This window comes from Hydrogenophaga sp. A37, from assembly GCF_002001205.1.
In the GTDB taxonomy this organism is placed as follows: Bacteria; Pseudomonadota; Gammaproteobacteria; order Burkholderiales; family Burkholderiaceae_C; genus Hydrogenophaga.
In genome coordinates, this window is sequence record NZ_MUNZ01000126.1 from 16,776 (window position 1) to 39,875 (window position 23,100).

The window sequence follows — 23,100 nt, forward strand, 5'->3', positions numbered from 1 at the left end:
ACGCCATGAGCCACCCGAACGATCTCTCCACGCTGGAGAAGCTCGGCTTCTCGGGCTCTGTGGCGCGGGCCTTCCAAGCCAACGCCATCACGCCGCTGTTGGCGCTGGTCGCGCTGCTGCTGGGCCTGTTCGCCGTGCTGGTCACGCCGCGCGAAGAAGAGCCGCAGATCAACGTGACCATGGCCAACGTGATCATCCCCTTCCCCGGTGCGTCGAGTGCCGACGTGGAGAAGATGGTCGCCGCGCCGGCCGAACACGTGCTCTCGCAGATCCAGGGCATCGAGCACACCACCTCGGTGGCGCGCCCCGGCGTGGCCGTGCTCACCGTGCAGTTCAAGGTGGGTGTGCCGCGCACCGAGGCGCTGGTGCGTCTGTACGACGTGCTCAACGCGAATCAGGACTGGCTGCCCCGGGGCCTGGGTGTGATGACCCCCATCGTCAAGCCCAAGGGCATCGACGACGTGCCGGTGCTCGCCGCCACCTTGTGGACGAAGGACGCGCAGAGCGCCTTCGATCTGGAGCGCGTGGCACACGCGGTCGAAACCGAGCTCAAGCGCGTGCCCGGCACCCGCGAGGTGGTCACTATCGGTGGCCCGGGCCGGGCGGTGCACGTGTGGCTGGAGCCAAACCAGCTGCGCGAGCGCGGCGTGAGCGTGCAGGCGCTGCAGGGCGCCATCGCCTCGGCCAACCAGGCCATGCCCTCGGGCTCGGTGGTCAATCCGAACCCTGCCAAGGGCGAGCCCGGCATGCTGTCGGTGGAAACCGGCGAGTTCCTGCAGAACGCGCAGGACGTGGGCGACATCGTGGTCGGCGTGACGGGCAAGGCGGGTGAGGGCCGGCCGATCTACCTGCGCGAAGTGGCGCGCGTGGAAGCCGGCGCACAGCTGCCGCAGCTCTACGTGTGGTTCACCCCCGGCGCCGCCGACGCGGCCCACGCCGGGCAACAAGGCCAGAACCACCCGGCCGTCACCATCACCGTGACCAAGAAGCCCGGTGAAAACGCCGTGGACGTGGCCGCCGGCGTGCGCGAGCGGCTGGACAACCTGAAAAACACCGTGATCCCGGACGACGTGAACGTCGCCATCACGCGCGACTACGGCGAAACCGCCGCGGCCAAGGCCAACAAGCTGATCCAGAAGCTGATCTTCGCGACTGGCAGCGTGATCATCCTGGTGGGGCTGGCGCTGGGCCGGCGCGAGGCCATCATCGTCGGCGCGGCCGTGATCCTCACGCTCACGGCCACGTTGTTCGCCAGCTGGGCCTGGGGCTTCACGCTCAACCGCGTGTCGCTGTTCGCGCTGATCTTCTCCATCGGCATCCTGGTCGACGACGCCATCGTGGTGGTGGAAAACATCCACCGCCACCGCATGCTCACGCCGCACGATCCGCTGTCGGTGATCATTCCTCGCGCGGTCGACGAAGTGGGCGGCCCCACCATCCTGGCCACCTTCACCGTCATCGCCGCGCTGCTGCCCATGGCGTTTGTGAGCGGCCTGATGGGCCCCTACATGAGCCCGATCCCGATCAACGCCAGCATGGGCATGGCGATCTCGCTGGCGATTGCCTTCACCGTAACACCCTGGCTCGCGCTCAAGCTGACGAAGACCGGCGAAGGCCACGCCGCGCACGGCCCCGGCACGATCACGCGCACGCTGCAGAACGTGTTCACGCGCACCCTCACGCCGCTGCTGCAGAGCGCGAAAAAGCGCTGGCTGCTGGCGGCCGGCATTGGCGGCGCGCTGCTGCTCTCGGTGAGCCTGGCGCTGGTGCCCAATTCGTTCCTGGGCGTGGTGCTCAAGATGCTGCCCTTCGACAACAAGAGCGAGTACCAGGTGGTGGTGGACATGCCCGCCGGCACGCCGCTGGAAGGCACCACCGCCGCGCTGCAGGCCATGACGGCCTGGCTCGCCACGCAGCCCGAGGTGGCCAACGTGCAGGGCTACGCCGGCACCGCCAGCCCCATCACCTTCAACGGCCTGGTGCGCCAGTACTACCTGCGCGCCGAGGCCGAAGGCGGCGACCTGCAGGTCAACCTGATCGACGCGCACTCGCGGCATGAGCAGAGCCACGCCATCGCGCAACGCCACCGCCCCGCGCTGGAGAAGATCGCCGCCGAACACGGCGCTCGCGTCAAGGTGGTGGAAGTGCCGCCCGGCCCGCCGGTGATGTCGCCCATCGTGGCCGAGGTCTATGGGCCGGACCAGGATGGTCGCGCCGAACTCGCCCAGCGTGTGGCGAAAGCCTTCGCCGGCACGCCCGACATCGTGGGCGTGGACACCTCGCTGAAAGAGAACGCCCCGCGCGCCTTCCTGCGCATCCAGCGCCAGCGCGCCGAGTCGCTGGGCATCCCGGTGCAGGTGATCGCACAGACCGTGCATGCCGCGCTCTCGGGCTCCGATGCGGCTTACCTGCATGACGGCCACGCGAAGTTCGCGGTGCCGGTGCGCCTGCAGCTGCCGCTGGACCAGCAAGTGGGTCTGGACGCGCTGCTCGCGCTGCCCCTGAAGGCGGCGAACGGTGCGATGGTGCCGCTGTCCGAGCTGGTGACGGTGGAGCGCGGCGTGATCGACCAGCCGCGCTACACCAAAGACATGCTGCCGGTGACCTACGTGTTCGGCGACATGGCCGGTTCGCTCGATTCACCGCTGTACGGCCTGTTCGGCATCCGCTCGTCGATGCAAGCCGCCGCGCTGCCCAACACCGGCGAACTCGGCGAGTACTGGATCAGCCAGCCCAAGGACCCGTACCGCCAGTACGCGGTGAAGTGGGACGGCGAGTGGCAGATCACCTACGAGACCTTCCGCGACATGGGCGCGGCCTATGGCGTCGGACTGATCCTGATCTACCTGCTGGTGGTGGCGCAGTTCAAGAGCTACCTCACGCCGCTGATCATCATGGCGCCGATCCCGCTGACCATCATCGGCGTGATGCCGGGCCACGCGCTGCTCAACGCGCAGTACACGGCGACCAGCATGATCGGCATGATCGCGCTGGCCGGCATCATCGTGCGCAACTCCATCCTGCTGGTGGACTTCATCGAGCTCGAAACCCGGCGCGGCGTGCCCTTTGCCGAGGCCGTGGTGCAGTCCGCCGCGGTGCGCGCGCAGCCCATCGCGCTGACCGGCCTGGCCGCCATGATGGGCGCCTTCTTCATCCTCGACGACCCGATCTTCAACGGCCTGGCGATCTCGCTGATCTTCGGCATCGCCGTGTCCACGCTGCTCACGCTGGTCGTCATCCCGGTGCTCTATTTCGCCACGTACAAAAATGACCCCCTGCGCCGCTTCGCGTCTTCCCCCTGAGGGGGACGCACCCCTGTGGCCCGGCAAAGCCGGTTCCACGGGTGCCCTGGTGGGAGGCACGCGCTCCGGGCAAGCCAGTTTTCTCGTGTTTTTTTCAAGGAGTCTGAAATGACCGTCGAACGCTACATCCGCCTCATGGCCGGCACCGTGGTCCTGATCTCGCTGGCCCTGGGTTACCACGGCAGCCCCATCTTCGTCAGCGAGTGGTTCCTCGCGCTGACCGCCTTCGCCGGCTTCAACCTGGCGCAGTCCGGCATCACCGGCTTCTGCCCGCCGGCCATTCTGTTCAAGAAGATGGGTGTGCCCGAAGGCAATGGCTCGTGCGGCGGCGGAAAATGCAGCTGATGATGCCCCCAAGCGTCTTCTCCCCTACGGGGCGAATCCGGGGCTCCGCCGCTTCGCGGGTCGCTGCCCCCCGAGGGGGCTGATCCGCCTTGGGGCGGCCCGGCGGCGGATCGCTTTCCCTTCGATCAACACCTCCTCATCCATCATGTCCAGTCCCACCCCGTTGAAGTTCCTCATGCCCGGCTGGTTCTCGCTGGTCATGGGCCTGTGTGGCCTGTCGCTGGCCTGGCACCGCGCCGGCCCCCTGCTGGGCGACATGGCCCATGGCATCGCGCTGGTGACCGGGGTGCTGGCGCTGGGGGTGTTCGGGGTGCTGCTCGTGGCCTCGCTGCTGCGCGCCTCGCGCTACCCGGCGGCGCTGGCCGACGACCTGAAGCACCCGGTGCGCCACGCCTTCGTCGCGGCTTTCCCGGTGTCGCTGCTGTTGCTGGCCACGGTGGGTGTGGCGCTTGGCGGTGCCGACGGCGGCCTCTCGCTGTTCTGGCGCGCCATCTGGTGGGCCGGCAGCCTGGGCCAGTTCTGGGCCACGGTCTGGGTGCTGGGCCGCTGGCTCGCGCCCATCGTCACCGCGCCGGGCCAGGGGCCGGGCAACACGGGGCTGTGGCCGGCGGTCACGCCCGTGCTGCTGATTCCGGTGGTGGGCAACGTGGTCGCGCCGCTGGCGGGCCTGCCGCTGGGGCACACCGGCTGGGCTTCGGCGCAGTTCGGCATCGGTGCCTTTCTCTGGCCGGTGGTGATCGCGCTGATCCTGGCGCGTCGCATCGCCCACAGCCCGCTGCCCGACCGCATCCTGCCCGCCTGGTTCATCGTCGTGGCGCCACCCGCCGTTATCGGCCTCGTGCTGGCGCAGATGCAGGCGCCGCTGATCGCGGTGCAGGCGCTGTGGGGACTGGCGCTGTTCTTCGTGCTCTGGGTGCTGCCGGTGCTCAAGCGCGCCATCAGCCAGCCCTTCGGTGTGGCGTTCTGGGCGCTGTCGTTCCCGCTCGCCGCCTTCACCACGCTCACGCTGCGCCTGGTGGAGCTGCAGGGAGCGACCGGTGGCGCCTTGCAGATGGCCGGCGTGCTGCTGCTCGCCGCCACCTCCATGGTCGTGCTCTGGCTCGGCTTCGCCACCGTGAAGGGCCTGCGCGACGGTTCGCTGCTCGCGCCCGAGCCGGTGGCCAACATCGTGCTGGCTTGAGGGAACACCCCCGCCGCGCTGCGCGCGACCCCCTCCAGGGGGCGATGCGGTGCGGCCCGGCGGAGCCGGTTCCGCCGCATCCTGAGCTCATGCCCTTCGCGCCGGAGACCGTCCTGGTAGCGCGGCGGGTTTCCCGCCGAACAGTTTTGCCCGCGATGAAGTGAATCGGGTGCGGGCCGACCGGAATAATCGGCGCATGGACTTCCTCACTGTTTCGCCCCTGCTCGCCATCGCCGCCTTTGCCGCCGGCGTGCTCAACGCCATCGCGGGCGGTGGCAGCTTTCTCACCTTTCCCGCGCTCGTGTTCGCGGGCGTGCCGCCGATCACGGCCAATGCAACGAGCGCGCTCGCGGTGAGCCCCGGTTACTTTGGCAGCACGCTGGGCTTCAAGCCCGAGCTGCGCGCGCTGCCACGCGAGCGACTGGTGCGCGAGATGCTGATCTGTGCCGTGGGCGGCGTGGCGGGCGCGCTGTTGCTGCTGGTCACGCCTGCGCGGCTGTTCTCGGGCATCGTGCCCTGGCTGCTGCTGTTCGCGACCGTGCTGTTTGCGGCCGGGCCGGGCATCGCGCGCCGCGCGCAGGCCGCTGCACCCCACGGCCCGGCCACGGTCCGCTGGCAGGAACCCGCGCTGCTCGCGGTGGCGGTCTATGGCGGCTATTTCAACGGCGGTCTGGGCATCCTGCTCATGGCGCTGTATACCGTGGCCGGTGAGGCGCGGCTGAACACGGTCAACGCGCTGAAGAACCTCAACTCGCTGGTGCTGTCATGGCTGTCGGTCGCGGCCTTCGTGATCGCGGGCGCCATCGCCTGGCAACCGGGGCTGCTGATGATGGTGGCCGCCACGGCGGGCGGCTTCATGGGTGCACGTTGGTCGAAACGCCTGCCCGTGGCCTGGGTGCGCGGTGGCGTGATCGTCACCGGCCTGGTGATGAGCGCGGTGTTCTTTTATCGGAACGCGGCCTGATCAGTAGGGCCACCAGGCCCAGGCCTTGACCAGCAGCCCGGTCAGCAGGTGACCGAGCGACACCACGTAGCCCAGGGCGCCCACGCCGGTGGCCGCCGAGAGCAGCATCGCCACACCGTCGCGGAACATCCAGCCCAGGCTCAGCAGGATCAGGCTCAGGCTGGGCAAGACATTGCCCAGGGGCAGCGGCAGAAAAATCACCACCGCCATCAGCGCGATCCACAGGCCCCACCAGACCCGCGTGCGCGCGTGGCAGCAGACTGGCCAGCGCGGCCGCAACCTGCGCTCGGCCTGCTCGTAGATCCAGGCCATGCCATGCAGACTGCGCCGGCTCCATGTTTCGCTGAGGGTGATGCTGCCCAACCGCTGCGGCATGGTCACCGTCTCGCGGCCCCGCAGCCAGGCCCAGGCCAGCGCCAACAACCCGATGCTGAACAGGCCGCCCGCGCCCGCCACCGGCAGCGAAGAGAGCAGCGCCAGCAGCATCAGCAGCACCGCCCCCGAGCCTTCACCGTTGAGGCGCAGCAACTGATTCAGGCTCAGCCGCTCGCACGCAGTACCCGGCTCGCCAGCCGCGCGGCGAAGCTGCTGGGCGCGTGCTTTGATCATGCTGATGCGTTGCGCGGCGCGGCAGGCGGGGTCCCTCGACCGGCCAGCCAATGCAGGAACAGCGCGAGCGCCAGCAGCGGCAGCAGGCCCAGCGCCCAGCCGGTCCACAGCAGCGGCGTGACCCACTCCATCAGTCCGCCCGCGCCGGGCACCCAGTGCGCCAGCCACTGCGCGCCGTTCATCCAGACCACCTGCAGCGCGGCGAACCACTCGGTGTCGGCCCAGGGTGCGAGCCAATCGGGCACAGGCAGCGGCCCGGGCGCGGTGCCCGTCGATGGCGCCGAGGCCACCGCGTTCAGCAACCAGCCGCTCAATTGAACGGTCAGCGCGACCATGCCCGTCCACACCGCGGCCAGCAGCCCGGCCACCAGCCAGATCAGGGTTCTCATGTGTGTGCTCCGATCACGAAATGGCTTCAGGCAGCACTGGTCATCGCCATCGACGGGTGCCGCCAGGCGAAGGCCATGCGGTCGAGCAGCTCCACCTCGCCGTCGGCGAGATGCCCGTCCGACAGTGCCACCGCCTCGCACAGGTGCCACACGGTTTCTTGCAGCGTCGGGTCTTGCACTTCAGCCAGCAGTTGTTCGCGCGAGGCCTCGTCCATGTCGGCCGATCCGGTCCACTGGCCGTCGGCCGCCAGAAGCAGGTCTTCGCAGAAACCGTCGATCACCGCCTTGATCGCCTCGGGCGCGAGTCCCAGGCGCCGGGCCGCTTGCAACCGGTCGATGGTCTTGATCTCGTTCATCGAATACTGGCCGTCGGCCACCAACGCCATCGCGAGCAGGCGCGCGGCGGCTTCGGGGCTGTTGGTCGGGTAGCTTCGCATCGGGTGTTCCATTCGAGAAAAGGCGGGAGATCAGATCACTCTGAGAAAGGAGACGGTGCCACCCAGGATGCGGTGGAACCGGCTCTGCCGGGCCACTCGCATCGCCCCCTTGAGGGGGTCGCGCGCAGCGCGGCAGGGGTGGGCTATCTCAGTCGTTGTTCAGGCCAAACAGGCTGAGCAGGCTCGTGAACAGGTTGAAGGCCGAGACAAACAGGCCCACGGTCGCGAGCACGTAATTGGTCTCGCCGCCGTTCACGATGCGGCTGGTCTCGAACAGGATCAGGCCCACCGAGAGCAGCGCCACCATGCCAGACACGGCCATCGCCATGGCGGGCATCGAGAAGGCGTAGGCCGCGATGCCCAGCACGATCGCGATCACCATGCCGGCGAACAGGAAGCCGCCCATGAAGCTGAAATCACGGCGCGTGGTCAGCACGTAGGCCGAGAGCGCGAGGAAGGTCGCACCGGTGGCGCCCAGCGCGGCCGTGATCGTGCCGGCGCCGCCGGGCAGGGCCAGCGTGTGCGTGAGCAGCGGGCCGAGCGTGTAGCCCATGAAGCCCGTCAACGCGAACACGGCGGGCAGCGCCCAGCCGCTGTTCTGCAGCTTGTGCACCGCGAAGAGCAGGCCGAAGTAGCCCACCAGCGTGATCACCAGCCCGGGCGCGGGCCAGGCGTTGGCCACGGCAAGCGCGGCGGTGCCGGCCGCGAACAGCAGGGTCAGCGAGAGCAGGGCGTAGGTGTTGCGCAAGACCTTGGCGGCCTGCGGGCGGTCCACACCCAGTGAGGGGCGGGTAGAGATTGAGGGATTGCGGCGAACGGTTTCCATGAGGGTTCTCCTTTCTAGGTGAACATGGGAGGCTCGAAGATAGGGCTGTGAACGGTTTTGAAAAAGCAGACAATCACGAACGTTCAATCCCAAAAAAGCGAAGAATGAACCAGGAACTCAACTACAAGCACCTCTACTACTTCTGGGTCACGGCCAAGGAGGGCGGCATGTCGCACGCCGCCGCGCGGCTGGGCATGGCGGTGCAGACCATCAGCGCGCAGGTGCGCCTGCTGGAGCAGTCGCTGGGCCACGCGCTGTTCAAGCCGGCCGGGCGCGGCCTCGCGCTCACCGACGCCGGCCACGCGGCGCTGCAGGTGGCTGAGCAGATCTTTCACCTCGGCGAACACCTGCACACCGCCGTGCGCGACGCCACCAGCCAGAGCACGGTGCGGCTCGTCGTCGGCATCTCCGACGGCCTGGCCAAGCTCGCGGTGCGCGAGCTGCTGGCGCCTGCGCTCGAAGAGCCGCGCTTGCGCCTGGTCTGCCACGAAGACGATTTCGACGACCTGCTCGCCGCGCTCGCGCTGCACCGGCTCGACGTGGTGCTCTCCGACCGGCCCGCGCCCGCCAACCCCAACCTCAAGCTCTACAGCCACGCCATGGGCTCCTCGCCGCTGGGCTGGTACGCGCCCAAGGAATGGCTTGCGCAGGCGAGCGCCGATTTCCCCCACAGCCTGGCCCAGGTGCCGGTGTTGTTGCCGAGTTCGCACGCCTCGGTGCGCATGCGCATCGACCAGTGGTTCGAGCAGCAGGGCGTGGTGCCCAACGTGGTGGGTGAGTTCGAAGACAGCGCGCTGCTCGCCACCTTCGGCTCCTCGGGCATGGGCGTGTTCCCCGCCTCCGAGCGCATGCGCGAAACGCTCTCGCGGGGCTATGGCTTGAAGTGGTTCGCGCCCTGTGAAGGCGTGCAGGAACACTTCTTCGCCATCGGCACCGCGCGCAAGGTGCAGCACCCGCTGGTGCAGAAGCTGCTGGCGGCGGTGTGACCGGTAGGCGATGCCTGCCCAACCTTAGAATCTTTTGCATGGTTACAAAAGTTACTCGGGGATGGGCCATCAGCGGTCATAGGGAGCTGCCTTCAGGCACCCCCAGCGGCGCCCTGGGGCGATCCGGTGGGCGGCCGCTGATGGGTGTGTTTTGATGCAAGACACGGCTTCCGTCCTCGCGCTCGCACCCGATGAAGCTTCCGTCAAGGCTGCGCGGGGGCTGGTGGCTCCTGCCAAATGGCCTGCGCTGGGTGCCGACGAAGCGGCGGTGTGGGGCGAGTGCCAGGGCAGCGGGTCCAAGCCCTATCAGACCCAGGTCGATCTGTCGGGGCCGGCCTTCCGTTGCTCTTGCCCGAGCCGAAAGTTTCCCTGCAAGCACGGGCTCGCGCTGTTGCTCCTGAAGGTGGACGACGCCAGCCGCTTCAAGACGGCAAGGCCCGCCTGGGTGGACGAGTGGCTCGCCTCGCGCGAACAAAAGGACAAGAAAAAAGAGGAGCGCGAAGCCCAGAAGGCCGAGGCCCCACCGCCCGACCCGAAAAGCGTTGCGAAACGTGAGGCCCAGCGCTGGGATCGCATCGAAGGCGCCGCCCAGGACCTGCAGCGCTGGATGGCCGATCAGCTGGCGCATGGTCTGGGCGCGGTGGACGACGACACGGTCAAAGGGTGGCAGGCCATGGCCGCCCGCACGGTGGATGCACAGGCGCCGGGTCTCGGGCAGCGCCTGCTCCAGGCTGCCGAGCGGGTTCGCCAGGGCGCGGACTGGCCCGAGCAGGTGTTGCATCGCCTGGGCTTGCTGCAACTGGCTTGTGACGGCTTGCAACGCCGCGCCAGCCTGCCCGAGGCGGTGCAGGCCGATTTGCGCCAGGTGGCTGGATGGCCATTGGACAAGGACGGCGTCCTCGCGCACGGCGATGCCGTCACCGATCGCTGGACGGTGCTGGGTGTGGTGCAGGAGATGCGCGACGCCAAGCTGACCGAGCGACGTGTGTGGGTGCACGGGCAACAGAGCCAGCGGCAGGCCTTGCTGCTGGACCACGCCTACGGCGGACGCGGTTTCGAGCAGCTCTGGGTGGGCGCGAGCAGCGCTGAAGCGACCATGCACTTTTTCCCCGGCGCGGCGCCTTTGCGCGCGCTGTGCGAGGGGCCGCAGCTGGGCGGTGCGGCGGTCTGGCCGGTGGAGCCGTTGGCGCAGGCGTGGGACCGCATCACCCAACGCATGGCCGCCTCGCCTTGGGTGGGGCTGCACCCGCTGGTGCTGCTCGACGCCACGCCCGAGCGCACCGCCCTCGGATGGTGCTGCGTCGTGCAAGGCCGCAGCCTGGGCATGCGCATCGACGAGGCCTTTGGCTGGCAACTGCTCGCGCACAGCGGCGGCAGGGCGCTGAACCTTGCCGGCGAATGGGATGGCCAGGCCTTTTCACCCATGAGCGCCTGGCGCGATGGCGAAGCGGCGCCGCTCTGGATCAGGAGCTTGTTATGAGCGCAGCGCCGGGCCGCCTCAAGCAAGCTCGCACCGCAGCTCGAAGAGCGGAGGTTGCTCGATGAGCGGTGTGTTGACTCCGTTGCTGCCCATGGCGCTGGTAGGCACAGACCGCCATGCCGGTGCCTGGCCCATCTGGCCGGGCGAGCACGGCGCCCTGATCGACGCGGCGACCACCGGCGCTCCACACCCTGCCACGGGCCTGCTGCGTGCCGCAGGGGTGTTGACCACCTGCCGGCTGGCGGGCGTTTTGGGGCAACCCGGGTTGGCGGGGCCTCGGCCCGGTGCCGGTGTCGAAACACTGCCGCCGCTGGAGGACAAACGCCTTGTGGGCCTGATGGGATGGGCGCTGGAGCAGGGGCCGGTGCGGCTCGCTGGCGAGTGCCTGGCGAGCTTGGCCGAGCGAGGGCTTCGCTTGCCGGCGCAACTGCTGCCCACCGCCCTGGATGCCAGCAGGCGGGCCACGGTCTTGCGGCCTTGGCTGGCGCCGGTGCTCGGCGCCACCGGGTTCTGGTTGGCCCCTCAGCGCGAAGACTGGAAGCACGCCGTGGGCGTGCAGACCACCGACGAGGCCGACGAAATCCTGTGGCTGGAAGGCAGCCTCGAACAGCGCTGCGCCTTCTTGCGCCACGAGCGTCGCCGTGCGCCCGAGGTGGCGCGTGAGCGGCTGAGCGCTGCCCTGCCCGAGCTGGCGGTGCGTGAGCGCGTCGAGCTGGTTCAGGCGCTGGACGTGGGGCTTTCGATTCAGGACGAGCCCCTGCTCGAACGCTTACGCGCCAGCGACCGCGGCCGTGAGGTGCGCCAGCTCGCGCTGCGTCTGCTGCTGCGCCTGCCAGAGGCGGCCCACCCGCAGCGCGCGATGGCGCGGCTCGCGCCCCTGGTCGTGCAGCAGCGTGGACTGATCCGCAAGCACTGGAGCATCGAAGCACCCACCGCTGTGGCGGCCGACTGGGCCGGCGATCAGGTGGAGGCAGAAAAACCCAAACACGACAGCCTGGGCGAGCGCGCCTGGTGGTTGTACCAACTGGCGAGCCAGGTCCCGCTCACGTGGTGGGGCGAGCACACCGGCATGGTGCCCGCGGAACTGCTGACCTGGAGCGCCAAAGGCGACTGGAGCCAGGCCCTTGTCCGCGCCTGGTTCGAGGTGCTGCTGGCCACGCCCGACCCCGCATGGGCCGACGCCTTTGTTCATGCGCTGCCCGCTGCGGGCAAAGGACTGGACATCGCCCGCCTGTTGCCCCTGTTGTCACCCACCGCGCGCGACAAACGCTGGGAGCGTCTGCTGCACAGCGGGGGTTCGGCGGTCGAGGCCTTGCTGCCGGAAATGGTCGCGGCTTTCCCACTGCGGCCGGAGCGGGCTTTTGCGAGGCTGGCGCCCGATCTGTCCAATCGACTCGTGGCCTGGATCGACGCCCGCCTGGCCGAACCCAATGCCAACCCATCATGGGTGCTGCGCAGCCACTTGCCCGATCTGTGCTGCATCGTCGATGCCACGGCGCTGCCGGCCCTGAGTGCGCTGCCCCGCAACACCGAAGAAACCCCGGCCATGGCCGAACTCATGCACGTTGTGGCGCAGACCGTTGCCACGCGTGACGCATTGAAAGACGTTCGATGAACACCTCCCCATCCACCACCCCCGCCGACGCCGTGATGCGGCAACACGCCGAACAGCAGTTCGCCGAAGAGCTCGCCGAGCTGGCGCGCCAGGACCAGCGCACCCGCCCTGAGAACTGGGCGCTCTCACCTTGGGCCGTGGTGCGCTACCTCATGGGCGGTCGGCTCGACAACGGTTTCGAGCTCAGCCCCAAGTACATCGGCAACGAACGGCTGATGGAGGTGGCCGTGGCCACGCTCGCCACCGACCGCGGCCTGCTGCTTTACGGCGTGCCGGGCACGGCCAAGTCCTGGGTGTCGGAACACCTGGCGGCGGCCATCAGCGGCGACTCCACGCTGCTGATCCAGGGCACGGCCGGCACCAGCGAGGAGCAGTTGCGCTACGGTTGGAACTACGCCCAGTTGCTGGCCCACGGTCCGTCCGACAAGGCGCTGGTGCCCAGCCCGCTGATGAACGCCATGCGCCTGGGAAAAATCGCGCGCGTCGAAGAGCTCACCCGCATCCCGGCCGACGTGCAGGACAGCCTGATCACCGTGCTCTCCGAAAAAACCCTGCCGATCCCCGAGCTCGGCAGCGAAGTGCAGGCGGTGCGCGGCTTCTCGGTCATTGCCACCGCCAACAACCGTGACAAGGGGGTGAACGAGCTGTCCTCCGCACTCAAGAGGCGCTTCAACACCGTGGTGCTGCCGGTGCCCGCGAGCGAAGAGGAAGAGGTGAGCATCGTGGTCAGGCGCGTGGCCGACATGGGCCGTGCGCTGCAGTTGCCCGCCGAACCGCCCGCGCTCAAGGAGGTGCGGCGCATCGTGCAGATCTTCCGCGAGCTGCGCAACGGCAAGACCGAAGACGGCAAGACCCAGCTCAAGTCGCCCAGCGCCACCCTGTCCACCGCCGAGGTGATCTCGGTCATCAACAACGGCATGGCGCTGGCCGGCCACTTTGGTGACGGCGTGCTGCGACCGCACGACATGGCCTCGGGCCTGATCGGCGCCATCGTCAAGGATCCGGTGCAGGACGCCGTGGTCTGGAATGAGTACCTGGAGGCCGTGGTCAAGGAGCGCAGCGACTGGAAGGACCTGTACCGCGCGTTCCGGGACCAGGCGTGAACCGCGTGCGACCCTTTTGACCGCATCCCCGATGAGCGCCTTGCACTATTTCGGTGTGCGTCACCACGGCCCCGGCTGCGCGCGCAGCCTGCGCGACGCGCTGTTCGCCTTGCAGCCCGACTGCGTGCTGGTGGAAGGGCCGCCCGAGGCCGACGCGCTGGTGCCGTTGGCCATCGCCGACGGCATGCAGACGCCGGTGGCGCTGCTGAGCTACTGCCCCGAAGAACCCGGTTTTGCGGTCTACCACCCCTTCGCCGAGTTTTCTCCCGAATGGCAGGCCCTGCAGTGGGCCGCGCGCGCCGGGGTGCCGCTGCGCTTCATCGATCTGCCGCGCGCGAACGACTTCGGGCTGGACAAGGCGCGCAAGGACGCGGCGGCCCTGGCCGCCCAGAGCGAACCGGTCAGCGGGCTTGACGAGGTCCAAGGCGACGATCCCGCTGCGAGTGAAGCGGCCGACCCCGCAGAGGGCCTGGCCCCTGACGAAGCCGACGCCGCGGCCAACCATGATCCACTGAGCTGGCTCGCCCGCGCCGCCGGTTATGACGACGGCGAAGCCTGGTGGAACCAGCTGGTGGAGGAGCGCGGCGCGGCCGAGTCCATCTTTCCGGCCATCAGCGAAGCCATGATCGCCTTGCGCCAAGAGCTCGGCGATCCGGTGCGCAGCGCCGACGAAGCGCAGCGTGAAAAGCTGCGCGAGGCCCACATGCGCCAGTGCATCCGCGCGGCGCAGAAAGAGGGGTTTGAGCGCATCGCGGTGGTCTGTGGGGCCTGGCACCTGGCCGGGCTGCAGGCCGAGGTCAAGGCGCGGGACGACGCTGCCTTGCTCAAGGGACTTCCCAAGCTCAAGGTGCAGGCCACCTGGGTGCCCTGGAGCTACCGCCACCTCACGCGCGCCAGCGGCTACGGCGCCGGCATCCACTCACCCGGCTGGTACGAGCACCTCTGGCGCAGCCAGGGCGCACCCTTGGAGCGCGCCGCCGGCTGGCTGGCGCGCATCGCACGGCTGATGCGTGCGCGCGACCTGGACTGCTCCTCGGCCCATTTGATTGAAGCCACCCGCCTGGCCGAAGCCCTCGCTGCGCTGCGCGGGCGCCCCGCCCCCAGCCTGGAAGAGTTGCAGGAGGCCACCCGCTCCGTGTTCGCCATGGGCGACGACGCGGTGTTGAGCTTCATCCGCGACGAGTTGCTGGTCGGTGACCGCCTGGGCACGGTGCCCGCGAGCGTGCCCACCGTGCCGCTGCAACGCGACCTGGAACAGGCCCAGAAATCGCTGCGCCTCAAACCCGAGGCCCTGCAAAAGACGCTCGACCTCGACCTGCGCCAGCCCAACGATCTCGCGCGCAGCCAGTTGCTGCACCGCCTGAGCCTGATGGACATTCCCTGGGGGCACATTGCCACTGTGGGGCGCTCGGCCCGCGGCAGCTTTCACGAAATCTGGACGCTGCAATGGCAGCCCGAGTTCGCCTTGCGCGTCATCGAAGCCAGCCGCTGGGGGCAGACCATCGCACAAGCCGCGTCCGCCCAAACGGTGGACCGCTGCGCCGGGTTGCACAGCCTGGCCGAACTGGCCCAGGTGGTCGACAACGCCCTGCTGGCCGATCTGCAAACGGCGGTGAACGCCGCCACGCGGGCGCTGCAAGACCGTGCCGCATTGACCGGCGACGCCGCACAGCTCCTGACCGCCTTGCCGCCGCTGGCCAATGTGTTCCGCTACGGCAACGTGCGCGGCACCGACGCGGCGCTGGTGGCGCAGGTGCTCGACGGCCTCATCCTGCGTGCGGCCATCAGCCTGCCGCTGGCGGCGATGGCGCTGGACGAGAACGCCGCCAACACCTTGCGCGAGAGCGTGCTCGCGGCGCACAAGGCCATCGGCCTGCGCGACAGCGCCGAACAGACCGGCGCGTGGCAGCGCGCGCTGCGCCAACTGGCCGAGGCGGCGGGCGTGCACCCGCTGCTGCAGGGCCTGTGCCTGCGTCTGCTGCTCGAAGCCGGTGTCTGCGGCAACGACGACGCGGCACAGGCCATGTCGCTGCATCTTTCGCGCGGCGCCGACCCCGCGCAGGCGGCGGCCTGGCTCGACGGCTTCCTCAACCGCAACGCCACCGTGCTGTTGCACGACGCCACCGTGTGGGGACTGCTCGACGCCTGGCTCGCCTCGCTGAGCGAAGACCATTTCCTGGGTGTGTTGCCGCTGGTGCGCCGCAGCTTCAGCGCCTTCGGCTCCAGCGAACGGCACGACCTTGCTCAACGTGCCAGCCAAGGTGTGTTGGCCGTGCCCGTGTCCGCTGCGCACAGCGATTGGGAGCTGGCCCGCGCCCTGCAACCGCTGCCCTTGTTGCGCCAACTGATGGGACTCAATGGATGAACGAGAACAACCCCTCCGACGCATCGCCGGTTCCCGACGCCCAGCGCCTGCGCCGCTGGCGCCTGGTGCTCGGGCGCGAGGCCGACGAGGCCTGCGGCACGCTCTCTGGTGAGCTCAAAGAAATGGACCAGGCGCTCTCCGCCTTGTACGACCCCGCCGGCCCCGGCGGCCTGGGTGCAAGGGACCGCCGGGGTGGTCGTGAGGCGTCGGCGCCCAGCGTGGCGCGCTGGCTCGGCGACATCCGCAAGTACTTCCCCGGCCAGGTGGTGCAGGTCATGCAACGCGACGCGCTGGAGCGCCTGAACATGCGCGACATGCTGCTCCAGCCCGAAATGCTCAAGAGCATGCAGCCCGACGTGCACCTGGTCGCCAACCTGATCGCACTGTCGAAAGTGATCCCGGCCAAGACACGGGACACCGCGCGCATGGTGGTGCGCAGCGTGGTGGACGCGCTGCTGTCCAAGCTCGAAGAACCCATGCGCTCGGCCGTCAGCGGCGCGCTCGACCGCAGCCAACGCAACCGGCGCCCGCGCCACAGCGAAATCGACTGGAACCGCACCATCCGCGCCAACCTGCGGCACTGGCAGCCCGACTACCGCACCATCGTGCCGCAAACCCTGCACGGCTATGGCCGCAAAGCGCGCCGGCCTCAGCGCGAGGTGATCCTCTGCATCGACCAGAGCGGCTCAATGGCCGCCTCGGTCGTCTACTCCAGCATCTTCGGCGCTGTGATGGCCTCGTTGCCCGCGGTGTCCACCAAGCTGGTGGTGTTCGACACCGCCGTGGTCGACCTGAGCGACCAGCTGGACGATCCGGTCGAGCTGCTGTTCGGCGTACAGCTCGGCGGCGGCACCGACATCAACGGCGCCGTCTCCTACTGCCAGAGCATCATCCGCGAGCCCCGCAACACCATCATGGTGCTGATCTCCGATCTGTACGAAGGCGGGGTAGAGGCGCAACTGCTGCGCCGGGCCAATGAGCTGGTGGAAAGCGGTGTGCAGTTCATCACCCTGCTCGCGCTCAGCGACGAAGGTGCGCCCAGCTACGACCACGCCCTGGCCGCCAAGCTCGCGGCCTTGGGCGTGCCCAGTTTCGCCTGCACACCCGATGCCTTCCCGGGCCTGATGGCCGCCGCCATCCGCCGAGACGACATCCACGCCTGGGCCGCCACACAAGGCATGGTCACGAGCCCGAAAATGCGCTGACGCTCGCGTCCGCTGCGCCTCCATCAGAACCCCAGGCATGGTCACCGTGGTCCAGACCCCTGCACCCCAAGTCCCCTGGGCCGTGAGCAGCCCGTTCCGCATGCGCCCGGGTCTCGCGCGCCTGGCTGCTGCGCACGACATGCGGGATGCAGCGCCGCCGCTGTTCGTGCGCGATCCGCAGGCTGCCGCCTACGCCGAACACAAACGCGTGTCGCTGCAGCAGCACCGTGCGCGTGGCCAGATCGGCGAGGCCGATCCGGCCGTGTTGCAGGCCATCGCCGACACCTACAAGGCGCAGACCGGCGTCCCTCTCAAGCCCGAAGCCGATGCGTTGGCCGTGGGTTTGCAGGAAGACTTCGTGATCCTGCACGACGAACCCGACGGCATGCGCACGCGCTTCCTCTCGGTGAGTTTCCCCTCCAACTGGGCGCCTGCGGAAAAGCTCGGCCTCGACTTCGCCGCCATCCATGCGCCGGTGGCCGACAATGCGCTGCTGCAGGCGGGCGGCCAGGCGATCATCGACATGGCCTTTCGCCAGGCCAGCATGCTGCGCCACGTCTGGCTGCTCACGCCCAGCGGCGACCTGCCGCAACACCCCGAGACCCGCCGCACACGCTGGGAAGACGCGGTGTTGCAGGCCGACGCTTCGGGGCAGCGGTTGATCGACCAGGTGTTCTACCGCGTCGAGCGCCAGACCACGCTGCCGTTGCCGGCGCTGCGGCGCGGCGTGTTTTTCATCCGCGTGATGGTGTGCCCGCTTGCCGAAGCGCTGGCTGTCGAGCCCGGGCGCGCCACGCAACTGGCCGAAGCGCTGACCTCGATGAGCGACGCCGTGGTCGCCTACCGCGGCATGGTGGCGGTGCGCGAACGGCTGTGCGCCGAACTCGTTGCCCTCGGGCCCTGAACCGCAGGCCACGAGCGCCGGCGCGTCAATGCGGCGGCAGCCCGATCGCGCGCAGCACGTGGGTCACGAAGCGGCTCAGCTTGGGCAACTGGCGGCGGTCGGACGCGTACACCAGGTGCACCGGCCGGGCCGGCGGCGAACACCCCTGCAACACAGGCACCAACGCACCACTGGCCAGGTCGTCTGCCAGCAGCACCTCGGGTTGCATCACCAGGCCGAGCCCGGCCAGCGCGGCGCGGCGCAGGCCGTCGCCGTGGTTGCAGGTCAGGCGGGCCTGCTCGGGCCACTGATACGACTGTGTGCCTTCGTGTAGCGTCCACTCGGTGCGGCGCTGCCAGACCGAATGGCTCAGGCAGACATGCCGCGCCAAATCGGCCGCACTCTGCGGTTCCCCATGGCGCTGCAGGTAGGCCGGCGCGGCGGCGATCACCATGCGGTAGGGCCGCAGCGGCCGGGCGACCAGGCTTTCATCGGCGACGCGGCCGATGCGCACGGCCGCGTCAATGCCCTCGCCGGCCAGATCGGCCACGCCGTCGGTGAGCTGCAGGTCCACACGCACCTTCGGATAACGCAACAGGAACTGCGCCACCAGCGGTGCGATGGTGTGGCTGCCCAGCGTGACCGGCGCGCTCACCCGCAACAGCCCCTGGGGCGCCGCGCGGCTGCGCTCCACCGCCGACTCGGCCCAGCGCACCTGCTCCAGCACACGCTTGCAGTCTTCGTAGAACGCGGCGCCCACTTCGGTGAGGCTGTGGCGGCGCGTGCTGCGCTGGAGCAAGCGGGCGCCCAGATGGGCTTCCAGCTGCTGGATGTGCTTGCCCACCATCACCGCCGAGATCTCCAGCCGGCTCGCCGCCGCCGCGAAGCTGCCCGCGTCGACCACGGCCACCATCACCTCCATGCTGCGCAGCTTGTCCATGCGTATTCCTAACCAATGGTTTGTAGTGTGAGAAGAGTTTGCTACTTTATGCCATGAAGTGTTAGGCAAACAATGGCGGCTTCTCCACTTCCACAGAACAGGAAACAGCCATGAAGATTCTTCTCATCGGTGCCAGCGGCACCATCGGACAAGCCGCGGTGCAGGCCCTGGGCTCGCGCCACGAGATCGTCAGCGTCGGGCGCAGCAGCGGCCAGCACCGCGCCGATCTGTCACAACCGGACAGCCTGGTGGCCTTGCTGGAAGCGGTGGGCCGCGTCGACGCCATCATCAGCACCGCCGGCAACCTGCACTTCGGCCCGCTGACCGAAATGACCGCCGAGCAGTTCAACTTTGGCCTGCAAGACAAGCTGCTCGGCCAGGTGCAACTGGCCCTGGCCGGCCACCGCTACCTGAACGACGGCGGCTCCATCACGCTGACCAGCGGCGTGCTGGCGATCGAGCCAATCCGCAACGGCGCCAACGCCACGGCGGTGAACGCGGCGATCGAGGGCTTTGTGGCCGCCGCGGCGATCGAGCTGCCGCGCGGCATTCGCATCAACGCCGTCAGCCCGACGCTGCTGACCGAATCGCTGCCCACCTACGGCCCGTTCTTCCCCGGCTTCGAAACCGTGCCGTCGCAGCGCGTGGGCCTGGCCTACCAGCGCAGCGTTGAAGGCGCGCAGACCGGCAGGGTCTACCGCGTGATGTGAGCGGCCGAAAAAAAGCGACCCGAAGGTCGCTTTTTTGCAGCAGCGCTGAAACCCTCAGCCGCTCAGACCGCCTTGACCGTCGTGCTCTTGCCGTTGGTCTTCACCGACTCGATGCCCGCATCACGGCCCGCCGCCGCCTGGTACATCTGGCTCGTGCCGATCACCTGGTGGTTGGTGGCCTTGAGGTTGAAGTAGCAGCGCCCGTCGGACGCGTCCTTGCGGTCGTAGCGCGCGTCGTCGCCGCAGTTGGCCTGCACCGACTGGATGCCACCCTCCGCCGATGCCTTGCTGGCGTACTGCTCGCTGCGCAGGATCACCTCGCCGTTGCCCGCCTTCAAGACAAAAGAAAACTGCCCCTTGTCGTTGGAACCCAGTTCGTAGCTGCCTGCCATGTTCGCTCCTGTTGGTGAAAGAAGAGTGCCGAAGCAGGCGGATGATAGGTCGCGGGTTTCGCGTTGAACAGCCCCGCAACCCGCGCCGCGAAACCATCAGACCGCCGGTGCGCCGGTACGTGACAAATGCCCTGACCGTGTGGCGGAGAGGCCCGCCTTGCACAGGCTGGGCTCGAACACCAGGTCGCCCAAAAAGGCCACCGTCACGCCGCGCGCGTCCGTCAAGCAGCACCACATAACCCAGCCCCGCCACCTTGCTGTAGAGCGCCTCCAGCCCGTGGCGCGCGATCTGCAGCAGCGCGTCCATCTGGTCCTGGTGCTCCCGCAGCCGCGCTTGCGGCAGGATCACCGCCTCCTGCATGGGGGTCGGGTCCAGCCGGTGCCCGTGCGCGCAGCGGTGCCACGAATCGCGGATCACCTGCTCATGCCCCGCCGCCGCCTGCGCGCCCGCGCCATCGGCGGCCACCTGCATCACGGTGGCGATGTGCTGGTGCAGGGTGGTGGGCATGGCGCGAATCCAGGTGAAGGGCTGGCAGGCGGAAAGCCTTGCACCTTCGGGGGAACGCGGGGTGGTGTCAATGGAGGGGTTTACCCGGCTATCGGCCTCTCGGTCGATAGCGAAGGTCTTGACAACCTCTGAGCCCAGCGTTTGATGCGAGACAGTGGACTCAACGAAGCAAATGAGCCCGTGCAAGAGCGGAGACTGTGCCGCCCATCCCGATGAGCTGCTTGATGACGACTTGAGCAAGACCGCCTAAGATTTCGATGTGTGACCAAGCTTGGTTGATGCTGCTGATGTGACTGAGCTGGATTTCGGCAACAAGTATTTAATTGATTGGAGTGAGTAAATGTTTGATTTCATGAAGCCTGAACATGTCAAGAAAACCGAGTTCGTTGCAAATTCAGTCTCTAACCTCTTTATATCTTGGCATACTGGTTTTAGCGGCCCGCCTATCGGAACGAAAAATCCGAACGCAATCAAGGAGCAGCTTAGCCCATCAAAGGAGTTGATGATTTACTCCGGTTTGATTTTCGATTTCTATAAAGAGCTAAAAAAATCTGGTGTTGTTGACGTCAGTCACGCATACTCCAAATATATATCCACGCACTCCAAAGTATCTGATGCGATCAAATCGGGAAGAGTATTCGGCCTGCAAGATGTTGCCCTACAAATTATCGTAGAAAATTTCGGCCTAAAAGAGTCGCCCACCATGACATTAAACAGAATCATTCAAATAATGTACAAAAACGATCTGAATAGATTCGCTATCGAAGGTAGAAATTACACGATAGACGACATTGAGTCGTTCTATACGGAACCCATGCCAAGAGAAGCACTGATATGAATCTCTCACATGTCCAACTATAGATGCCAATTTATTGACTGTATTTGACTTTCCTTCGTGCATGTGCGATGGGCTGCTACTTTTTCTTGGCAAACGACAACAACCTTTCGATTTGCATCAGTGAAGCATCACATTCGAGCCTTCGATTTGAAATACTTCCAGGTGCAGCCGTTCTTGGTGCTGTTGCATAGGACCTCCAAGCCTCCCTCAGAAGTTCTCGTTGTGAATCGGAGAGGTAAGCCTCAAAAATCACCGTGGCCCTTTCATGTTGCTTAAGAACTTCACGAGTTAGGACTCCATAGACATCTGTGCTTCCTTCTCGGAGAGCCATGATTTCTGAGACAAATTCTTCAGTAAAGCGAGCCGCCGCTTCATTGAACTGAAGATTGCGCCAGGTGCTCCGAGCTGCAAGGTATCCAGCAGAGGCGCTTATCAAGGCCCCAACAATTGTGAACAGGGCATTTGTGTATGGGGGCTCTGGACTCATATGGCACCTAAATCTTTCAAGTGGGAAATGGCAGCGGTTTACATCAAATCATGGTCTTCGACGGTGAATACAAACCATGCGCCACGGAAGAACGGGCCTCAAGGTTGTAGCTCAAAGGCGGTTGTCGGTTCAAGACGCTTGTAGCAAGCCCTCGTCCATGAGCCCCTGCACAGTCTGCGCCTGCAGCGCATCCCGTCTGCGCTTGGACGGCTCCCGGTTGGGGCGGTCCGCCAGCCAGCGCTTGAATTCGACAAAGGTGGCGGGGGAGATGGTGTGCATCACGGCCATCTTGCCGGTGGCGCCGATCACCACGTGTGAAAAGCGCGGAGCCTCGGTCAGGATCTTGGCCCTTTCGGCCATGACGGGCCAGAGCTCGTCTTCTGCGTCTGACAGCTTGAAGGGGTGAGGGTCGTCGCCCTCTTGCATGCGGCGCAGGAAATCCACCTCGAAGCCCTTGGCATTGATGGCGGTTTCGGCGTGCAGGTCCTTTCGCACAAAGGTGGGGTCCACCTCCTGCAGCAACTGCAGCATGGATTTGTCCAGGCGCTTGATGTCGGTGATGAAGCGCACGCGCTGGCGGGCGTCCCACAACAGATCGACGTCCTGGGTGGCCAGAGCACCAGCGACGATGCGAACGCTCGCCGCGGCTTCGAAGGCGTAGAGCGCGTGTGTGCCGACTACCGTGAAATGCTGGGCGAGACCGCTGTCTTCCAGCTGGTTGAGCAGGTCCACCACCAGGGCGGGAACGCGCCCCGCTCTCACGGCTTTGTTGAGCCGCTGAGCGGTGGTGGCCGCGGCCTTGAGGCTGGCCAGGACCGTGAAGCCATCAATAGGCGCCCATGTAATCGCGCTTGCCTATGGCCATGCCGTTGTGGCGCAGGATGTCATAGGCGGTGGTGACGTGGAAGAAGAACTGCGGCAAACCGTAGTTGGCCAGATAGGTCTGGCCGCTCAGCTTTTTCTCTTTGGGTGTGCCCGGGCGCAAGACGATGTCGCTGGTTTCCTTGCCTTCAAATTGCGCCGGATTCACGCTGTCCAGAAAGGCCAGGGTCTGCGTCAACAGCGTGTCGAGATCGGCAAAGGTTTTCTCCTGGCCGTCGTAGACCGGCACCTCCACGCCGGCCAACCGTGCCGAGATGCCGCGCGAAAAATCGGCGGCAATCTGCACCTGCTTGAGCAGCGGAAACATGTCCGGAAACAAACGGGCCTGCAACAGGGCGTCGGGCTCGATCGACTTGGTCACGGCATGTTCGTTGGCCTGTGAAAGGATGGTCTTCAAGGCTGTCAGCATTTGCACGAAGACGGGAACGGAGTGGGTGTACAGGGGGCTGGTCATTGGGGGGGCCGGTGGAGGGAAACGATGGGCTTTGGATGGCGCGCTCAGGAGAGCCAGGGTGGTCTGCCAAGCCCGGCACTGTAGCCCTCAACCGCCATGCCACGCTCGGCCAGAAGAATGTCCCTTGATGTGAGCGCCTTCACCTTGCAGGTGCGTGGTGCTCACACCTTCAAGGCAGCGCCCCTGCCAACCACCAAATC

At 67.1% G+C, this 23,100-nt stretch carries 21 protein-coding genes; 13 read left to right on the forward strand and 8 right to left on the reverse strand.

The features are described from left to right. The first annotated feature begins 5 nt into the window (after nt 1-5). The 4 genes from B0E41_RS17105 (at nt 6) to B0E41_RS17120 (ending at nt 5,791) form a co-directional block, all read left to right on the forward strand. The gene (locus B0E41_RS17105) at nt 6-3,302 is read left to right on the forward strand and encodes an efflux RND transporter permease subunit (protein WP_077332514.1); all 3,297 of its coding nucleotides are present in this window, start codon (nt 6-8) and stop codon (nt 3,300-3,302) included. Nucleotides 3,303-3,410: 108 nt separating this feature from the next. After that, complete coding sequence (locus B0E41_RS17110; RefSeq protein WP_077332516.1) at nt 3,411-3,647, forward strand: DUF2892 domain-containing protein; 237 nt, start codon at nt 3,411-3,413, stop codon at nt 3,645-3,647. A gap of 145 nt (nt 3,648-3,792) precedes the next feature. After that, entirely contained in the window at nt 3,793-4,827 is a 1,035-nt protein-coding gene (locus tag B0E41_RS17115; RefSeq protein ID WP_077332518.1) for an SLAC1 anion channel family protein, read from the forward strand. A gap of 196 nt (nt 4,828-5,023) precedes the next feature. Further along, nucleotides 5,024-5,791, forward strand: a complete 768-nt coding sequence (locus B0E41_RS17120; RefSeq protein ID WP_077332520.1) for a sulfite exporter TauE/SafE family protein — start codon at nt 5,024-5,026, stop codon at nt 5,789-5,791. Here B0E41_RS17120 and B0E41_RS17125 read toward each other — a convergent pair whose 3' ends face one another. The 4 genes from B0E41_RS17125 to B0E41_RS17140 all read right to left on the reverse strand — a co-directional run bounded on the left by B0E41_RS17125 (nt 5,792) and on the right by B0E41_RS17140 (nt 8,052). Further along, entirely contained in the window at nt 5,792-6,400 is a 609-nt protein-coding gene (locus B0E41_RS17125) for an exopolysaccharide biosynthesis protein (RefSeq protein ID WP_077332522.1), read from the reverse strand. Continuing rightward, nucleotides 6,397-6,789, reverse strand: coding sequence for a hypothetical protein (locus tag B0E41_RS17130; protein ID WP_077332524.1), 393 nt, complete (start codon nt 6,787-6,789; stop codon nt 6,397-6,399). The genes B0E41_RS17125 and B0E41_RS17130 overlap by 4 nt, the downstream gene beginning before the upstream one ends. A 26-nt stretch (nt 6,790-6,815) precedes the next feature. Continuing rightward, nucleotides 6,816-7,226: a TerB family tellurite resistance protein gene (locus B0E41_RS17135; protein WP_171984798.1), complete on the reverse strand. Its 411-nt coding sequence runs from the start codon at nt 7,224-7,226 to the stop codon at nt 6,816-6,818. A 148-nt stretch (nt 7,227-7,374) separates the two neighbouring features. Then, entirely contained in the window at nt 7,375-8,052 is a 678-nt protein-coding gene (locus B0E41_RS17140; protein ID WP_077332528.1) for a Bax inhibitor-1/YccA family protein, read from the reverse strand. 104 nt (nt 8,053-8,156) lie between these two features. Between B0E41_RS17140 and B0E41_RS17145 the strand changes: the two genes are divergently transcribed. From B0E41_RS17145 to B0E41_RS17175, 7 genes are all read left to right on the forward strand, one after another. Beyond that, on the forward strand, nt 8,157-9,038 hold the full coding sequence (locus tag B0E41_RS17145; RefSeq protein ID WP_077332530.1) for a LysR family transcriptional regulator: 882 nt from the start codon (nt 8,157-8,159) through the stop codon (nt 9,036-9,038). A gap of 154 nt (nt 9,039-9,192) precedes the next feature. After that, nucleotides 9,193-10,518: an SWIM zinc finger family protein gene (locus tag B0E41_RS17150; RefSeq protein ID WP_077332532.1), complete on the forward strand. Its 1,326-nt coding sequence runs from the start codon at nt 9,193-9,195 to the stop codon at nt 10,516-10,518. Nucleotides 10,519-10,579: 61 nt separating this feature from the next. Continuing rightward, nucleotides 10,580-12,133, forward strand: coding sequence for a DUF5691 domain-containing protein (locus B0E41_RS17155; protein ID WP_143433879.1), 1,554 nt, complete (start codon nt 10,580-10,582; stop codon nt 12,131-12,133). Next, nucleotides 12,130-13,236 carry an AAA family ATPase gene (locus B0E41_RS17160; RefSeq protein ID WP_077332536.1) on the forward strand — a complete coding sequence of 369 codons (1,107 nt, stop codon included), beginning with the start codon at nt 12,130-12,132 and terminating at the stop codon, nt 13,234-13,236. The genes B0E41_RS17155 and B0E41_RS17160 overlap by 4 nt, the downstream gene beginning before the upstream one ends. 31 nt (nt 13,237-13,267) lie before the next feature. Then, nucleotides 13,268-15,601, forward strand: a complete 2,334-nt coding sequence (locus B0E41_RS17165) for a DUF5682 family protein (protein WP_077332538.1) — start codon at nt 13,268-13,270, stop codon at nt 15,599-15,601. Continuing rightward, nucleotides 15,598-16,806: a VWA domain-containing protein gene (locus B0E41_RS17170; RefSeq protein WP_077332540.1), complete on the forward strand. Its 1,209-nt coding sequence runs from the start codon at nt 15,598-15,600 to the stop codon at nt 16,804-16,806. The genes B0E41_RS17165 and B0E41_RS17170 overlap by 4 nt, the downstream gene beginning before the upstream one ends. A 37-nt stretch (nt 16,807-16,843) precedes the next feature. Then, entirely contained in the window at nt 16,844-17,710 is an 867-nt protein-coding gene (locus tag B0E41_RS17175) for a heme-dependent oxidative N-demethylase subunit alpha family protein (RefSeq protein ID WP_077332542.1), read from the forward strand. A gap of 25 nt (nt 17,711-17,735) precedes the next feature. Here the strand turns inward: B0E41_RS17175 and B0E41_RS17180 are convergent, their stop codons facing one another. Then, nucleotides 17,736-18,629, reverse strand: a complete 894-nt coding sequence (locus B0E41_RS17180; RefSeq protein WP_077332544.1) for a LysR family transcriptional regulator — start codon at nt 18,627-18,629, stop codon at nt 17,736-17,738. Between the two features lie 110 nt (nt 18,630-18,739). On the opposite strand from B0E41_RS17180, the gene B0E41_RS17185 reads away from it, so the two are divergent. Next, entirely contained in the window at nt 18,740-19,339 is a 600-nt protein-coding gene (locus B0E41_RS17185; RefSeq protein ID WP_077332546.1) for a short chain dehydrogenase, read from the forward strand. A 62-nt stretch (nt 19,340-19,401) separates the two neighbouring features. On the opposite strand, the gene B0E41_RS17190 is transcribed toward B0E41_RS17185, so the two are convergent. Then, nucleotides 19,402-19,731 carry a YegP family protein gene (locus B0E41_RS17190; protein WP_077332548.1) on the reverse strand — a complete coding sequence of 110 codons (330 nt, stop codon included), beginning with the start codon at nt 19,729-19,731 and terminating at the stop codon, nt 19,402-19,404. A gap of 848 nt (nt 19,732-20,579) precedes the next feature. On the opposite strand from B0E41_RS17190, the gene B0E41_RS26705 reads away from it, so the two are divergent. Then, the gene (locus B0E41_RS26705) at nt 20,580-21,077 is read left to right on the forward strand and encodes a hypothetical protein (protein ID WP_143433880.1); all 498 of its coding nucleotides are present in this window, start codon (nt 20,580-20,582) and stop codon (nt 21,075-21,077) included. 616 nt (nt 21,078-21,693) lie between these two features. Here the strand turns inward: B0E41_RS26705 and B0E41_RS17200 are convergent. Together B0E41_RS17200 and B0E41_RS17205 are read right to left on the reverse strand one after the other, a co-directional pair. Then, nucleotides 21,694-22,296, reverse strand: a complete 603-nt coding sequence (locus B0E41_RS17200; protein WP_253194954.1) for a GSU2403 family nucleotidyltransferase fold protein — start codon at nt 22,294-22,296, stop codon at nt 21,694-21,696. Nucleotides 22,297-22,390: 94 nt separating this feature from the next. Further along, complete coding sequence (locus tag B0E41_RS17205) at nt 22,391-22,900, reverse strand: DUF1993 domain-containing protein (RefSeq protein ID WP_077332552.1); 510 nt, start codon at nt 22,898-22,900, stop codon at nt 22,391-22,393. Between the last annotated feature and the right edge of the window lie 200 nt (nt 22,901-23,100).

Bases quoted from the DNA above. Each gene is read 5' to 3' on its own strand.
- B0E41_RS17105 (WP_077332514.1), top strand. From the start codon at position 6: ATGAGCCACCCGAACGATCTCTCCACGCTGGAGAAGCTCGGCTTCTCG.
- B0E41_RS17145 (WP_077332530.1), top strand. From the start codon at position 8,157: ATGAACCAGGAACTCAACTACAAGCACCTCTACTACTTCTGGGTCACG.
- B0E41_RS17125 (WP_077332522.1), bottom strand. From the start codon at position 6,400: ATGATCAAAGCACGCGCCCAGCAGCTTCGCCGCGCGGCTGGCGAGCCG.
- B0E41_RS17170 (WP_077332540.1), top strand. From the start codon at position 15,598: ATGAACGAGAACAACCCCTCCGACGCATCGCCGGTTCCCGACGCCCAG.
- B0E41_RS17160 (WP_077332536.1), top strand. From the start codon at position 12,130: ATGAACACCTCCCCATCCACCACCCCCGCCGACGCCGTGATGCGGCAA.
- B0E41_RS17205 (WP_077332552.1), bottom strand. From the start codon at position 22,900: ATGACCAGCCCCCTGTACACCCACTCCGTTCCCGTCTTCGTGCAAATG.
- B0E41_RS17155 (WP_143433879.1), top strand. From the start codon at position 10,580: ATGAGCGGTGTGTTGACTCCGTTGCTGCCCATGGCGCTGGTAGGCACA.
- B0E41_RS17120 (WP_077332520.1), top strand. From the start codon at position 5,024: ATGGACTTCCTCACTGTTTCGCCCCTGCTCGCCATCGCCGCCTTTGCC.
- B0E41_RS17175 (WP_077332542.1), top strand. From the start codon at position 16,844: ATGGTCACCGTGGTCCAGACCCCTGCACCCCAAGTCCCCTGGGCCGTG.
- B0E41_RS17185 (WP_077332546.1), top strand. From the start codon at position 18,740: ATGAAGATTCTTCTCATCGGTGCCAGCGGCACCATCGGACAAGCCGCG.
- B0E41_RS17150 (WP_077332532.1), top strand. From the start codon at position 9,193: ATGCAAGACACGGCTTCCGTCCTCGCGCTCGCACCCGATGAAGCTTCC.
- B0E41_RS17140 (WP_077332528.1), bottom strand. From the start codon at position 8,052: ATGGAAACCGTTCGCCGCAATCCCTCAATCTCTACCCGCCCCTCACTG.
- B0E41_RS17180 (WP_077332544.1), bottom strand. From the start codon at position 18,629: ATGGACAAGCTGCGCAGCATGGAGGTGATGGTGGCCGTGGTCGACGCG.
- B0E41_RS17110 (WP_077332516.1), top strand. From the start codon at position 3,411: ATGACCGTCGAACGCTACATCCGCCTCATGGCCGGCACCGTGGTCCTG.
- B0E41_RS17190 (WP_077332548.1), bottom strand. From the start codon at position 19,731: ATGGCAGGCAGCTACGAACTGGGTTCCAACGACAAGGGGCAGTTTTCT.
- B0E41_RS17115 (WP_077332518.1), top strand. From the start codon at position 3,793: ATGTCCAGTCCCACCCCGTTGAAGTTCCTCATGCCCGGCTGGTTCTCG.
- B0E41_RS17165 (WP_077332538.1), top strand. From the start codon at position 13,268: ATGAGCGCCTTGCACTATTTCGGTGTGCGTCACCACGGCCCCGGCTGC.
- B0E41_RS17135 (WP_171984798.1), bottom strand. From the start codon at position 7,226: ATGCGAAGCTACCCGACCAACAGCCCCGAAGCCGCCGCGCGCCTGCTC.
- B0E41_RS17130 (WP_077332524.1), bottom strand. From the start codon at position 6,789: ATGAGAACCCTGATCTGGCTGGTGGCCGGGCTGCTGGCCGCGGTGTGG.
- B0E41_RS26705 (WP_143433880.1), top strand. From the start codon at position 20,580: ATGTTTGATTTCATGAAGCCTGAACATGTCAAGAAAACCGAGTTCGTT.